At 59.4% G+C, this 14,467-nt stretch carries 12 protein-coding genes and 1 pseudogene; 11 read left to right on the top strand and 2 right to left on the bottom strand.

The window, feature by feature from the left end:
* From E4P00_RS08400 to E4P00_RS08385, 4 genes and pseudogenes are all read left to right on the top strand, one after another.
* Positions 1-383: pseudogene (locus E4P00_RS08400) on the top strand (arabinose ABC transporter substrate-binding protein); the annotation flags it as partial.
* Positions 380-1,879 (top strand): L-arabinose ABC transporter ATP-binding protein AraG, encoded by a 1,500-nt coding sequence (gene araG, locus E4P00_RS08395; RefSeq protein WP_248131155.1) that lies wholly within the window; start codon positions 380-382, stop codon positions 1,877-1,879. The pseudogene E4P00_RS08400 and the gene araG, both read left to right, overlap by 4 nt.
* A 20-nt stretch (positions 1,880-1,899) precedes the next feature.
* Positions 1,900-2,865 (top strand): L-arabinose ABC transporter permease AraH, encoded by a 966-nt coding sequence (gene araH / locus E4P00_RS08390; protein WP_005790489.1) that lies wholly within the window; start codon positions 1,900-1,902, stop codon positions 2,863-2,865.
* Between the two features lie 79 nt (positions 2,866-2,944).
* Complete coding sequence (locus tag E4P00_RS08385; RefSeq protein ID WP_248131153.1) at positions 2,945-3,748, top strand: IclR family transcriptional regulator; 804 nt, start codon at positions 2,945-2,947, stop codon at positions 3,746-3,748.
* On the opposite strand, the gene E4P00_RS08380 is transcribed toward E4P00_RS08385, so the two are convergent.
* Entirely contained in the window at positions 3,749-4,801 is a 1,053-nt protein-coding gene (locus E4P00_RS08380) for an NAD(P)-dependent alcohol dehydrogenase (RefSeq protein WP_228308852.1), read from the bottom strand.
* Between the two features lie 183 nt (positions 4,802-4,984).
* Here E4P00_RS08380 and E4P00_RS08375 point away from each other — a divergent pair, with 183 nt between their 5' ends.
* Positions 4,985-5,878 carry an AraC family transcriptional regulator gene (locus E4P00_RS08375; RefSeq protein ID WP_005790482.1) on the top strand — a complete coding sequence of 298 codons (894 nt, stop codon included), beginning with the start codon at positions 4,985-4,987 and terminating at the stop codon, positions 5,876-5,878.
* Positions 5,879-6,044: 166 nt separating this feature from the next.
* Complete coding sequence (locus E4P00_RS08370; RefSeq protein WP_248131151.1) at positions 6,045-8,432, top strand: hypothetical protein; 2,388 nt, start codon at positions 6,045-6,047, stop codon at positions 8,430-8,432.
* A 103-nt stretch (positions 8,433-8,535) separates the two neighbouring features.
* Here the strand turns inward: E4P00_RS08370 and E4P00_RS08365 are convergent, their stop codons facing one another.
* A complete protein-coding gene (locus E4P00_RS08365) occupies positions 8,536-10,200 on the bottom strand; it encodes an electron transfer flavoprotein-ubiquinone oxidoreductase (RefSeq protein ID WP_032879883.1) in 1,665 nt (554 codons plus the stop codon).
* Positions 10,201-10,684: 484 nt separating this feature from the next.
* Here E4P00_RS08365 and E4P00_RS08360 point away from each other — a divergent pair, with 484 nt between their 5' ends.
* From E4P00_RS08360 to E4P00_RS08340, 5 genes are all read left to right on the top strand, one after another.
* Positions 10,685-11,434 (top strand): electron transfer flavoprotein subunit beta/FixA family protein, encoded by a 750-nt coding sequence (locus E4P00_RS08360; protein ID WP_005790477.1) that lies wholly within the window; start codon positions 10,685-10,687, stop codon positions 11,432-11,434.
* A gap of 2 nt (positions 11,435-11,436) precedes the next feature.
* Positions 11,437-12,366: an FAD-binding protein gene (locus E4P00_RS08355; RefSeq protein ID WP_032879884.1), complete on the top strand. Its 930-nt coding sequence runs from the start codon at positions 11,437-11,439 to the stop codon at positions 12,364-12,366.
* Between the two features lie 72 nt (positions 12,367-12,438).
* Complete coding sequence (locus E4P00_RS08350; RefSeq protein WP_078822107.1) at positions 12,439-13,254, top strand: transporter substrate-binding domain-containing protein; 816 nt, start codon at positions 12,439-12,441, stop codon at positions 13,252-13,254.
* Between the two features lie 9 nt (positions 13,255-13,263).
* On the top strand, positions 13,264-13,626 hold the full coding sequence (locus E4P00_RS08345; protein ID WP_005790472.1) for a DUF4398 domain-containing protein: 363 nt from the start codon (positions 13,264-13,266) through the stop codon (positions 13,624-13,626).
* Positions 13,623-14,435 (top strand): OmpA family protein, encoded by an 813-nt coding sequence (locus E4P00_RS08340; RefSeq protein WP_078822082.1) that lies wholly within the window; start codon positions 13,623-13,625, stop codon positions 14,433-14,435. The genes E4P00_RS08345 and E4P00_RS08340 overlap by 4 nt, the downstream gene beginning before the upstream one ends.
* Positions 14,436-14,467: the final 32 nt, after the last annotated feature.

Genomic DNA, 14,467 nt, shown 5'->3' with positions numbered 1-14,467 from the left:
TACCCGGCAGCATGGACGCCACCAACTCGGCCTTGGTCAAGCTGCCGAGCGGGGCGAAGAACCTGATCATCGGCGGCATGAACGACAACACGGTGCTGGGCGGCGTGCGCGCCACCGAAAGTGCCGGCTTCAAGGCGGCCAACGTCATCGGCATCGGCATCAATGGCACCGACGCCATTGGCGAATTGAAGAAAGCCGACAGCGGCTTCTTCGGTTCCATGCTGCCGAGCCCGCACATCGAGGGTTACAACACCGCGCTGATGATGTACGAGTGGGTCACCAAAGGCACTGAACCACCGAAGTACACCGCCATGGACGAAGTCACCCTGATCACCCGCGAGAACTTCAAGGAAGAGTTGACCAAAATCGGGTTGTGGAAATGACCGCTGCGGCCCTGCGTTTTGACGCGATCGGCAAAACCTTTCCCGGGGTCAAGGCGCTGGACGGCATCAGCTTCACCGCCCACCCCGGGCAGGTGCATGCCCTGATGGGCGAGAACGGTGCGGGCAAGTCGACGCTGCTGAAAATCCTCGGCGGCGCCTACATTCCCAGCAGCGGCAGCGTGCAGATCGGCGCGCAGGTCATGGCGTTCAAGAACGCTGCCGACAGCATCGCCAACGGTGTCGCGGTGATCCACCAGGAACTGCATCTGGTGCCGGAAATGAGCGTGGCCGAGAACCTGTTCCTCGGGCACTTGCCGACGCGTTTCGGTGTGGTCAACCGCGGCGTGCTGCGCCAGCAGGCACTGGCATGTCTCAAGGGCCTGGCCGATGAGATCGACCCCGACGAGAAGCTCGGGCGCCTGTCTTTGGGCCAGCGCCAACTGGTGGAAATCGCCAAGGCGTTGTCCCGCGGTGCCAACGTGATCGCCTTCGATGAGCCGACCAGCAGTTTGTCGGCGCGGGAAATAGACCGGCTGATGGCAATCATTGCGCGCCTGCGCGACGAGGGCAAAGTGGTGCTCTATGTGTCGCACCGCATGGAAGAAGTGTTCCGTATTTGCGACGCGGTGACGGTGTTCAAGGACGGTCGCTACGTGCGCACCTTCGAAGACATGAGCACGCTGACCCACGACCAGTTGGTGACCTGCATGGTCGGTCGCGATATCCAGGACATCTACGACTACCGCCCGCGCGAGCACGGCGAAGTGGCGCTCAAGGTAGACGGCCTGCTTGGCCCGGGCCTGCGCGAGCCGATCAGCTTTGCGGTGCGTAAGGGCGAGGTCCTTGGGCTGTTCGGGCTGGTGGGGGCAGGGCGCACCGAGCTGTTTCGCCTGCTCAGTGGCCTGGAGCGCGCCAGCGCCGGCAGCCTGCAGCTGTGCGGGCAAGCCCTGCAATTGCGCTCACCCCGCGACGCCATCGCCGCCGGTATCTTGCTGTGCCCGGAGGATCGCAAAAAGGAAGGCATCATCCCGCTGGGCAGCGTCGCTGAAAACATCAACATCAGTGCCCGGGATGCGCACTCCACCTTTGGCTGGCTGTTACGCGACGGCTGGGAGAAAGCTAACGCCGACCGGCAGATCCAGGCGATGCGGGTCAAAACCCCGAACGCGGCGCAGAAGATCCTGTACCTCTCCGGCGGCAACCAGCAGAAAGCCATTCTTGGCCGCTGGCTGTCGATGCCGATGAAGGTCCTGCTGCTGGACGAGCCCACCCGCGGTATCGACATCGGCGCCAAGTCGGAGATTTACCAGATCATCCATAACCTGACGGCCAGCGGCATAGCGGTGATCGTGGTGTCCAGCGACCTGATGGAGGTGATGGGCATTTCCGACCGCATCCTGGTGATGAGCGAAGGCGCCCTGAGCGGTGAACTGCCCCGCGCCCAAGCGGATGAAGCGCGCCTGTTGCAACTGGCGCTCCCGCGTTCGCGGGCTTGAAGAAATAAGAGGGGTTGGCTATGTCTGAAGTTAAAACTGCAAAGGGTTTCTGGCCGGGGTTCAACCAGCGCAAGTTTCTCGACGACTGGGTGATGCTGCTGGCAGCGTTGAGCATCTTTGTACTCAGCGCGGTATTTATCGACAACTTCCTTTCGCCACTGAACATGCGCGGCCTGGGGCTGGCGATATCCACGGTGGGCATCGCCGCGTGCACCATGCTGTTCTGCCTGGCGTCGGGGCACTTCGACTTGTCAGTGGGGTCGGTGATCGCTTGTGCCGGGGTGGTGGCGGGCATCGTGATCCGTGACACCGACAGCGTAGTACTCGGCGTGTCGGCGGCACTGGCCATGGGGCTGGTGGTGGGGCTGATCAACGGCATCGTGATTGCCAAGCTGCGCATCAATGCGTTGATTGCCACCTTGGCGACCATGCAGATCGTGCGCGGCCTGGCGTACATCTTCTCCAACGGCAAGGCAGTGGGGGTGATGAATGAAGATTTCTTCGTATTCGGCAATGGCCAACTGATGGGCGTACCGGTGCCAATCATCATCACTGTGCTGTGTTTCGTGTTCTTCGGTTGGCTGCTCAATTACACCACCTATGGGCGCAACACCATGGCCATTGGTGGTAATCAGGAAGCCGCGCTGCTGGCCGGGGTGAATGTCGATCGCACCAAGATCATCATCTTTGCCGTGCACGGTTTGATCGGCGCATTGGCCGGGGTGATTCTCGCGTCGCGCATGACCTCGGGCCAGCCGATGATCGGCCAGGGTTTCGAGCTGACGGTGATCTCTGCGTGCGTGCTGGGCGGGGTATCGCTGAGCGGCGGCATCGGCATGATTCGCCATGTAATTGCCGGGGTGCTGATCCTGGCGATCATTGAGAATGCGATGAACCTGAAGAACATCGACACGTTTTACCAGTATGTGATTCGTGGTTCGATCCTGCTGCTGGCGGTCATCATCGACCGCATGAAGCAACGCTGACCCAAGCCATACTCCTGTGTTCAGGAGGGCGGTATTTGCCATAATGCCGCTCGTTTTCGTACTACCACATAGGCCCGATATGCAGGAAAACGCCCACACCCCCGTCAAAGACGCCGCCCCTACCGGCACCCAGACCTTGTTGCGCGGCCTGGGCGTGGTGCAAGCGGTAGCGGCTGGTGCGCGGGATCTGAAAGAAATTGCCCGGCGCATCGGCACCACGCGCAGCACCACGCACCGCCTGGCCAGTTGCCTGGTGGACGAGCGTTACCTGCGTGTAGTGCCGCAAGTCGGTTACCTGCTGGGGCCAAAGTTGATCGAGTTGGGCTTCCAGGCCCGCGAAGAGTTGCCACTGGTGAGCCTGGCGGTGCCGTATCTGGACGAGTTGTCAGCCCTGACCGGCGACACCATCCACTTGGCGATCCGCGAATACGACGATGTGCTTTACCTGCACAAGAACCCTGGCCGCAATGGCCCGGAAATGCGCTCGCGGGTCGGCCACCGTATGCCGCTGGCGCGCACCGGTATCGGCAAGGCGTTGTTGCTGGATGATTCGCCGCAGGAGTGGCAGCGCCTGTACCACGCCAGCTTGCCGCCGACGGGCAAAAGCCTGCAATGGCCGCAGCACCCGGAGCAATCCTGGGCGCAGTTCGAACAACGCATGGGCGAATATGTAGCGGGCGGGTATGCGTTCGACCTGGAAGACAACGAACCGTCGATCCGCTGTGTGGCCGCACCGGTGCGCGATGCCGGCGGGCGAATTGTCGCCGGCATCAGCATCGCCAGTACCGTGCCCTACATGCCGCTGGAGAAAATGGCCGAGCTGATCCCTGTGATCAAACAGGTCGCAGCCCGGCTGTCAGCGGAGTTGGGCGCCAAAGCCTGATCAGGCTTTGAGGCTCGCCATGTCGATAACGAAGCGGTACTTCACGTCACCGGCGATCATGCGGGTGTAAGCCTCGTTGATCTGGCGGATGTCGAGCATTTCGATGTCGCAGGTGATGTTGTGCTCGGCGCAGAAATCCAGGACTTCCTGGGTTTCGGCAATGCCGCCGATCAGCGAACCGGCCAGCACTTTACGGCCCAGCACCAGTTTCGCGGCGTTGACGGGCGGGTCTACCGGCTCGATCAGGCCGACCAGGATATGCACGCCGTCAAAGCGCAGTACATCGAGGTAGGGGTTCAGGTCGTGCTGCACCGGGATGGTATCGAGCAGGAAGTCGAAGTGCCCGGCAGCGGCCTTCATCTGCTCGGCATCGGTGGACACGATCACATGGTCGGCGCCCTGACGGCGGCCTTCCTCAGCCTTGCTCGCCGAGCGGGTGAACAGCGTCACCTCGGCGCCCATGGCCTTGGCGAACTTGATGCCCATATGGCCCAGGCCGCCCATGCCGAGAATGCCGACTTTGTCGCCGGCTTTCACGCCGTAGTGCTTGAGCGGCGAGTAGGTGGTGATGCCTGCGCACAGGATCGGCGCAGCGCTGGCCAGGTCGAGCTTGGCCGGGATCTTCACCACGAAGTGTTCGCTGACTACGATGCTGTCGGAGTAGCCGCCCATGGTGTTGCTGCCATCCACGCGGTCCGGGGTGGCGTAGGTCATGGTCGGGCCTTCGAGGCAGTATTGCTCAAGGTCTGACTGGCAGGCTTCGCAGTGGCGGCACGAATCCACCATGCAGCCCACGCCAACCAGATCACCGACTTTATGCGCGGTGACGTTGCCGCCGACGGCGGTGACCTTACCGACAATTTCATGGCCCGGCATCAGCGGGTACACGGCAATGCCCCACTCGTTGCGAGCCTGGTGGATATCGGAGTGGCACACGCCGCAGTAGAGGATCTCGATGGCCACGTCATCGACACGCGGGCTGCGGCGTTCAAACGACATAGGGGCGAGGGGAGTGGTGGCCGACTGGGCGGCATAACCGATGGCGGTGTACATGAAGAAACCTCGCAAAAAAGCAATGACAAGTGAGGCGAGCCATTCTGCGTACCGAGCGCACCGGCGGCCATGGCGATTGCTCCGAGTCTCATGCCTATTCGTCCGACACTGCCTCAAGTTTGGATGTATTGGTCGCCAGACCTGCGATGATGCTCTCATCCCTAATTCGCGAAGTTTTTTGCCATGTTGCTGACCCGCCATCTCGATGCCAATGCCACCCTGGTCGCCTTGATTGAGGGCCTTGCATCCCGCGACGGTTTTTCCCCGACTCATCTGCCCGGTGTAAAGGTATTGCGCGCCAGTTGCGATGTGGCGCGTGGGCCACAGATCTACGAGCCGAGCCTGATGTTCGTGGCCCAAGGCAGCAAAGTCGCGTACCTGGGCCCGCGTACCCTGGAGTATGGCGCCGGGCACTATCTGATCCAGGCGATGCCGGTGCCGTTCGAGTGCGAGACTTTTGCCATGGCGCCCGATGCGCCGCTGTATGGCGTGACGGTGGGCATCGACCGGGTGGTGTTGGGCGAGTTGGTGATTGCGATGGGTATGCAGGCCGGGCCGCCGCCTACGGCGCAGACGTTGGAGTCGATGAGTTCGGTGGTGCTCGATGACGTCATGCGTGGATGCGTCGAACGGCTGTTGCAGTGCCTGCACGATCCGCTGGAAAGCCGGATCATGGGCCCGGCGCGGGTGCGCGAATTGTTGTTCACCGCCTTGCGCGGGCCGCAGGCGGATGTGCTGCGTGCATTGGTGGAACAACAGGGGCAGTTTTCGCGCATCGCCACCTCATTGAATCACCTGCATGCCCATTATGCCGAACCGCTGAATATCGAGACGCTGGCCGGGTATGCGCACATGAGTGCGTCGACCTTTCATGAACATTTCAAGCGTTGCACCTTGTTGTCGCCGGTGCAGTACCTCAAGCGCCTGCGACTATTGAAGGCCCAACAGCTGCTGCTGGTGGAGGGCATGAGCGTGGCGCAGGCGGCGCACAGCGTGGGGTACCAGAGCACGTCGCAGTTCAGTCGCGAATATAAGCGTTACTTTTTGCGTAACCCTGGTGAAGAGCGAGCCGCCTGAGTCTGCCGGGTACGCCTGCCAGATAAGCCTTGCTTGCATGAAGATCGAATAGGGGGGCAATACCTGATAACTGTTTAAGCGCGGTGGCAACGGAACTGCTCTGGCTCGTAATGCACTCACGATTGCACCAGGCGAATTAGCGTCTGGGACCAAGGAGGTAGTGCGCGTGAAAGTTCAGCCCCTCACTCATACGATGCTTATCAGCACTCAGCAATCCGTTTCTGCACTGCCTGCAAACCCTGTAACCGCAGGTGAGGTTAACGGTTCGGCAGGCATGAAAGTGAGTGTTGTCAACAACACGACAGTCGCCCCTGACCTGAGTCACGAACTTGATTTTTCCAAGGGTGTAATTTACGGCTCGCTCGATGTAACACCGCCTACCGCGAGGTATACGTTTGGCGAGCGTGAACGGCGAATCAATGCCTATGCTGGTCGCGTTGTTGCGCAGATACGGACTATGGAAACTGGCGACGAAGGCCAACGCAATATCAGATTCCAGCACCTGCGTCCGTTCTTGGAGCCTGCAGGTTATTTCAGCGGTGGATTGCTGGCGGCGGGGTACGACCCACATCAAAAAATCACGGTGACGTTCCAGTCTTACGTCAAGGAACTCAATGGTGTCTCGCATCTGACTAATCAGGATGAACGCACCTACTTGGCATGGCAAATTGCAGCCGGTGCGTTGAAGCACGATAAAGTGGCGCCGGGGGGCCAGTTGAACGCCCAAGGCATGCATATCAATGCGCAGGCCAAGGAAGTGATCAACGACCTTGAGGCCCTGGGCAGCGTACTTCAACGTCATTGGGAGCAAGAAATAGCCAAGCCGATGCGCGACCCTGAGGGCAAGCTAGCAGAGCGCTCGGGGAAAGCGGACGCCTATGTGCTCAAGGGGACATTGCAAGGTCTGCATGACGACAAGGCTACGTTCAGTCAGCTTACGCCGGCGTGCCAGAAAGCCATCATTCGTACACTTGAGGACAATGGAAACGTCGTTGTTCCAAATATATACGGTTACTCTCTGGCAGGTTATGCCTTTGTTCCTTATGTCCATTATCACGGTGATTATGACCATCGACCTGATAAAGGCTTAATGGTCGATTTGAGACGCGGCACTGTCAGTGAATTGCACGGGGATGATGACTTTGCCAAATGGGCTGAAAGAAATCGTGCTCATGTGCAGAACAGTTTCAACGCCCGTGACCGGCAAGGCGGCAAAGACGCGCATTGGCCAAGGGCAGACTATGTTCTGGGGGCGCTTATTCACGGTAATAGCGCCACCTTCCCAGGCAGAAAAAATCTGCTTGCGGATAGGGCCGTACCCGTTCGGGAGACATTCAATTACACCCAATCGAGAGACAGCGATTATTACCTGAAGTTTGGCGATCTGAAGAGCGGCATTGCCTCTCACTTTCAGGCTGTTAACGCAAAAGACGCAAGGTGGGCCGACCAGACTGAGGTCTTTGGTGCGTCGCAGCAGAACTGGAAAGCCGCGAAAGAATTTTGGGGCAATACCTTCGGTTACCTGCCCATCATCGGTAACACCGGCAACATTGTCTTCGGGGTTCATGACGCCGTTGATGGCATGACGCAAAATGATCGAGTAGCCGGCGGTGCCGCAGCGGTGATCTCAGGTCTGCAACTGGCCCATGAAATTGCCATGGCGAAGGCAAATGTAGAGTTGGGAGAACCCTCGTTAACCAATAGCACTGCCGCCCAACACTACCGCTGGGAACTTGACTCACAGACAAACGACCTGCAATTGATGAGAGCGCCCAATGCTGGCGCTTCTTTTCCAGGTATGCGGGAAATCGAGTTAGGTGGCAGACCCTATTACGTCGCCAATGCCCCTGATGCCGGGGACGGCACGCATTACATTTTGCGTGTAGTCGATCCACATGACCCCGACCAGTTGGCCAGTAGCGCCATTGTTGCCAAGCCCGATGCTCAGGGTGTTTGGCGTCGAAGAGGAGTCACGGGCGGTGGGCTGGATGAACTTGAGGGACGATTGAAAGACCCCGTCGGGTTTGGCTCCCGTGCGATGGTGTATGCCGACCCGGACGATGCTGACTATGTGATCAAAGTAACGTTCCCTTTACCGGCTGCCAAGCGCATTGCCGATATGAAAAATGAGGTGGCGTTATTTAACCGATATTATGGAGAACAGCGTGCGACGTTCCTTGGCAGCAATGCTGCTGACACCGTTTCCTATATGCGTATGCCCAAAGTGCCGGGAGAATCGCTTGAGCAACTGATGGCCGGGGATAAAGCCTTGCCAGAGGGCTTATCAGCCAGCGTGTTGAATATGCTGGTCGAATTGGAAAACGCCGGCATTGCTCACAATGATTTGGCCGCAAGGAATATTCTTTACGACGCCAATACTCGCAAGTGTTATCCGGTGGATTTTGGTTCGGCGAAGACGGCAGGGGTTAACCTGGCACAGTCCGATGACCGCTACAGTATTTGGGAGCTGAGGGAGCAGATTCAATCGGATAACCAATCTTTTGAAGAAATGGTCGAATTGTTGGAGTCGTTGAAAACCAATGCCGTCAGTTGAGCCGATCAGCGATTTCAACACCGCTGACAGCGCGTCCACCGGCTGAATCGAAGAAGCCATTGATTCAGCCGGTGCAGCCTGAAGAACCACTATTCGAGCAGCCTTACATATTCGGGTAAGTCGGCCCGCCCGCACCTTCCGGCGTTACCCAGGTAATGTTCTGCGAAGGGTCCTTGATGTCACAAGTCTTGCAGTGCACGCAGTTCTGGGCGTTGATCTGGAAGCGCTTCTCGCCGTCCTCCTTGGTCACCACCTCATACACGCCGGCCGGGCAGTAGCGCTGCGCCGGTTCATCGTAGAGCGGCAGGTTGGTGCCGATCGGGATGCTCGGGTCTTTGAGCTTCAGGTGGCACGGCTGTTCTTCTTCATGGTTGGTACCGGAGATGAACACCGAGCTCAGTTTGTCGAAGCTCAGCTTGCCGTCGGGTTTGGGGTAGGCGATCTTCTGGCTGTCTTTGGCCAGCTTCAGGCAGGCGTAGTCCGGCTTGGTGTCGTGCAGGGTGAAAGGAATCTTGCCGCCGAAAATGTTCTGGTCGAGCCAGTTGAAACCGCCGCCGATGATCGCGCCGAACTTGTGCACGGCCGGGCCGAAATTGCGGCTGGCGAACAGTTCTTCGTACAGCCAGCTGGCTTTGAAGCTGTCGACATACGCGGTCAGTTCATCACCCCCTTCGGATTCGGCAAACAGGCGGTCGGCCACGGCGTCGGCGGCGAGCATGCCGGACTTCATGGCGGTGTGGCTGCCCTTGATCTTGGCGAAGTTCAGGGTGCCGAGGTCGCAACCGATCAGTGCACCGCCCTTGAAGACCATCTTTGGCAACGAGTTCAACCCGCCTTTGCAGATCGCGCGGGCGCCGTAGCTGACCCGCTTGCCGCCTTCCAGGTATTGGGCCAGCACCGGGTGGTGCTTGAGGCGCTGGAATTCATCGAAGGGCGAAAGGAAGGTATTGCTGTAGGACAGGTCGACGATCAGACCGACCACGACTTGATTGTTTTCCAGGTGATAGAGGAACGAGCCACCGGTGTTCTCGTTACCCATGATGTCCAGCGGCCAACCGGCGGTGTGCACCACCAGGCCTGGCTGGTGCTTGGCTGGATCGATTTCCCAGATTTCCTTGAGGCCGATGCCGTAGTGCTGGGCGTCGGCGTCGCTGTCCAGGTTGAAGCGCTGGATCAGTTGCTTGCCGATGTGTCCACGGCAACCCTCGGCGAACAGAGTGTATTTGCCACGCAGCTCCATACCTGGGGTGTACAGGCCGTCTTTGGGCTTGCCTTCGCGGTCGACGCCGAGGTCGCCAGTGATGATCCCGCGCACCACGCCGTTTTCATCGAACAGGGCTTCCTGGGCGGCGAAGCCTGGGTAGATTTCCACGCCCAGGTTTTCGGCCTGCTGGGCCAGCCAGCGGCACAGGTTGCCCAGGGAAATGATGTAGTTGCCTTCGTTGTGCATGGTCTTGGGCACAAAGAAGTCGGGAACCTTGGTGGAAGTATCGCCGCTGCGCAGTACATAGATGTCATCGCGCACCACCGGGGTGTTGAGCGGGGCGCCGAGCGCTTTCCAGTCCGGGAACAGTTCGTTCAGGGCGCGGGGTTCAAACACGGCACCGGAGAGGATGTGGGCGCCGACTTCGGAGCCTTTCTCGACCACGCAGACGCTGATTTCCTTACCGGCTTCGGCGGCCTTCTGCTTCAGTCGGCAGGCGGCAGACAGGCCAGCCGGGCCGGCGCCGACGATGACCACGTCGAATTCCATGTATTCGCGTTCCACAGGCTATCTCCTACTCAAGGCTCAACAGGCTTTTTTTTCTAATGGGTGGAGGTTCGGTAGCGTCATGCACAACGGCACGACCCACCTGTCTCTCTAGGTGGCGCATTATATATAGACCACTGGCAGCGTCCAATACAAACGTTTGTTTGAATTGCCCGCAGCCTAGGTAAATCAAAGCAACGGGGCTTATGACTGACCATTTTGCCGTATTGACCAGAATAGGCGTTCCGGTCAAGATACGGTCGGTTTCGCGCTTCCCGTAGGCAGACTGCAGGTTTCAAGAGCACGTCCAAAGGTAAGCTGGTGTGCAGTTTACACGCCGCGATAAAGAATGACCTCTCAGTCACCGCTGACGAACGGTCATCATTTTCCCGTGTGCAAGGCCACTGCCGAGGTCTTTGGAGGTGCCCTTGTGTGCCGATGAGCATCAACCGCCAGGTTCGCCTAGGCGACTTTCTTTTCACCGGAGAGTAACGAGGAATCCATGAAGGTTCTTGTAGCTGTCAAACGCGTTGTCGATTACAACGTGAAAGTTCGCGTCAAGGCGGACAATTCCGGCGTCGACCTTGCTAACGTCAAGATGTCGATGAACCCTTTCTGCGAAATCGCTGTGGAAGAAGCCGTACGCCTGAAAGAGAAAGGCGTTGCGACTGAAATCGTCGTGGTGTCCATCGGTCCGACCACTGCCCAAGAGCAGCTGCGTACCGCTCTGGCCCTGGGCGCCGACCGCGCCATTCTGGTGGAGTCCGCTGAAGAACTGACTTCCCTGGCCGTTGCCAAACTGCTCAAGGCCGTTGTCGACAAGGAACAGCCTCAGCTGGTGATCCTGGGCAAACAAGCCATCGACAGCGACAACAACCAGACTGGCCAGATGCTGGCTGCACTGACCGGTTACGGCCAGGGTACCTTTGCTTCGAAAGTCGAAGTGAGTGGCGACAGTGTTGCGGTCACCCGTGAAATCGACGGCGGCGCCCAGACGGTTTCCCTGAAACTGCCGGCCATCGTCACCACCGACCTGCGTTTGAACGAGCCGCGCTATGCGTCCCTGCCAAACATCATGAAAGCCAAGAAGAAGCCGCTTGAATCGGTGACTCCGGATGCTTTGGGCGTTTCCACCGCCTCCACCAACAAGACCATCAAAGTTGAAGCGCCGGCTGCACGCAGCGCGGGCATCAAGGTCAAGTCGGTGGCTGAACTGGTCGAGAAACTGAAAAACGAAGCGAAGGTGATCTGATCATGGCTATCCTCGTAATCGCTGAACACGACAACAAGGTGCTGGCCCCGGCCACCCTGAACACCGTGGCTGCCGCCGCTAAAATCGGTGGTGACATCCACGTACTGGTTGCAGGCCAAGGCGCTGGCGCCGTGGCTGAAGCGGCTGCAAAAATTGCAGGCGTGAGCAAAGTCCTGAACGCTGACAATGCCGCTTACGCGCATCAGTTGCCGGAAAACGTGGCTCCTCTGGTTGCAGAGCTGGGCAAAAGCTACAGCCACATCCTGGCTGCCGCTACTTCCAACGGCAAAAACATCCTGCCACGCGTTGCCGCGCAGCTGGACGTTGACCAGATCTCCGAGATCATTTCGGTAGAAAGTGCTGACACCTTCAAGCGCCCGATCTATGCCGGTAACGCCATCGCTACCGTGCAGTCCAACGCCTCGGTCAAGGTCATCACCGTACGCGCCACCGGTTTCGACCCGGTTGCCGCCGAAGGTGGTTCAGCCGCCGTTGAAGCCGTCTCCGCTGCCCACGACGCGGGTACTTCCAGCTTTGTTGGCGAAGAGCTGGCCAAGTCGGACCGTCCTGAACTGACCGCCGCCAAGATCGTCGTTTCCGGCGGGCGTGGCATGCAGAATGGTGACAACTTCAAACACCTGTACGCCCTGGCCGACAAGCTGGGCGCTGCGGTCGGCGCTTCTCGCGCAGCCGTGGACGCAGGCTTTGTACCCAACGACATGCAGGTCGGCCAGACCGGCAAGATCGTTGCGCCACAGCTGTACATTGCCGTCGGTATTTCCGGTGCGATCCAGCACTTGGCCGGCATGAAAGACTCCAAGGTGATCGTTGCGATCAACAAGGACGAAGAAGCACCGATCTTCCAGGTGGCCGATTACGGCCTGGTGGCGGACTTGTTCGAAGCCGTACCAGAGCTTTCGAAGCTGGTCTAATCCAGCTGCTTCACTTATAAAGAGCCCGGTCTTATGACCGGGTTTTTTTTTACTTATCAGGAGAACCTTGCCATGGAGTTGCGCCCCTGGACTTTACTGCTGGGCCTCACGCTGCTGCCGAGCCTGTCATTCGCCGCCGGCAAATGCGAACGCCTGGTGATCACCGGCAGCCCGGACGCACCGCCCTTGCTGTGGCGCGACCCCCAGGACCCCACGCACCTGATCGGCGCTACCGCCGACGTGTTGCAACAAGTGGGCAAGGACCTTGGGTTGAAAATCGACCTGCTCTACGGCGGCAAACGCTCCCTGGCCTTGGATGAGGCGCGCAGTGGGCGCATGGATATTCTCGCTGATGCTCCACTGAATCTCGGTGAGCTGGACAACTTCGACTACATCCATCCGGCGTTGATGCAGACCGACTACCTGGTCTGGACGCGCAGGGAGTCGCCGCTGGCCTATACCACGGCGGCTGACCTGCACGGCCACAAGGGTGCGGTATCGGAGCGCGCCCGTTTGAGCGCTGAATTCGAAACCTTCGCCGGCCAACAGCTCAGCCTGCAACGCCTGCCGAATCTCACGCCGGCGTTCCAGAAACTGTTACTGGGGGAGGTGGACTACGTGCTGGCGGGACGCTATTCCGGCATGGCCATGGCCCAGACCTTGGGCATGAGTAACGACTTGGTTGCCCATGAGGTGCCTGTCGATCAGCCCGGGTTGTACCTGGCGATTTCCCATAACTCGGCGTGCAATGATCCTTGGCTGCGCGGACAGCTGACCAAAAAGATGACAGAATTGCCCGCGTCCGGTGTCGCGCAAGCCGCGCTGCAGCGCAATCTGGAGCGCTGGAAAGCGCAATTGCAACAACCCGTCGGCACCCCAACAAAGTAGGGATTTACAGTGATTTTTCGACCTCTTTTCGCGGCCCTCGCCGTTGTCGCTCTGGCGGGATGTGCAACCGATCCTGCGCCGAATGAACAAATGCGCCTGACCCAGCAAGCCCTGGAGCAAGCCAACGCGGTCGGGGTCAACGCCGATGAATCGCCCGAACTGAAACTGGCCGAAGAAAAATTCGCCAGGGCCAAGTCCAACATGGCCGACCAATCCTACAAGCGCGCGCGTATGCGGGCCGAGCAGGCCGAGCTGGATGCGCGCCTGGCCGAGGCAAAAGTGCTGACCGCCAAGAGCCAGGAACAATTGAACGTGCTTAATACCCGTATCACTCGCCTGCGCAAGCAACTGCAATTGGGAGACGCGCAATGAGCCCGATGATCCGTGGTTTGAGCTGTGCGTTGCTCTTGGGCAGTGCGGCACTGGGCGGATGCGCCAGCCAGCCCAGCAGCGAGCAGGCATTGCAGCAGGCGAGCGATGACTTCCAGAAGGTCAAGGAAGACTCCAATGTGCTGCGCTTTGCGCCCAAGGATGTGATCCGCGCCGGCGAGTCCCTGGCCCGTGCCGATCGCCTGTCCAGCTACTGGGGGAGCGGCTCCGACGTGGTGCATTACGCCTACCTGAGCCAGCGCTACAGTGCCATCGCCCGCGAACACACCGAGCAGGGCCTCAATGCCGAGCGCGGCACCCAGCTCGAGTTGGAGCGTCAGCGCCTGCAACTGGCCCTGCGCGAAAACAAGCTGGCCAGTGTGCAGCAGCAGGGCAAGTGGGTTGAAGCGCAGATCGCCAGCCTCACCACCCAGACCGACCGAGGCCTGGTGATGACCCTGGGGGATGTGTTGTTCGATACCGGCGAAGCCGAACTGCAAAACTCGGCCAGCCGCACCGTGCTCAAGATCGTGCAGTTTCTGCAACTGAACCCCAAGCGTCGGGTGCGTATCGAGGGCTATACCGACAACACCGGGGGCGAGCAGGAGAACCACAAACTGTCTCGTGACCGCGCCCAATCGGTGGCAGACCTGTTGATGGACCTGGGTGTCGACGACAAGCGTATCGAAGTCCAGGGTTACGGTGATCAATACCCGGTGGAAGCCAATGCCTCCGAGCGTGGCCGCGCGCAGAACCGCCGGGTGGAAATCGTGTTCTCTGACGAGAAGGGCCAACTGGGTGCCGCTCGCTAAAGTCTGACGCAATTGCATGTGGGAGGGGGCTT

It is taken from the genome of Pseudomonas sp. B329 (assembly GCF_023127835.1).
Taxonomy (GTDB): Bacteria; Pseudomonadota; Gammaproteobacteria; order Pseudomonadales; family Pseudomonadaceae; genus Aquipseudomonas; species Aquipseudomonas synxantha_A.
Note: the sequence above shows the minus strand (reverse complement) of the source record. Positions and strands in the feature narration are given on the sequence as shown.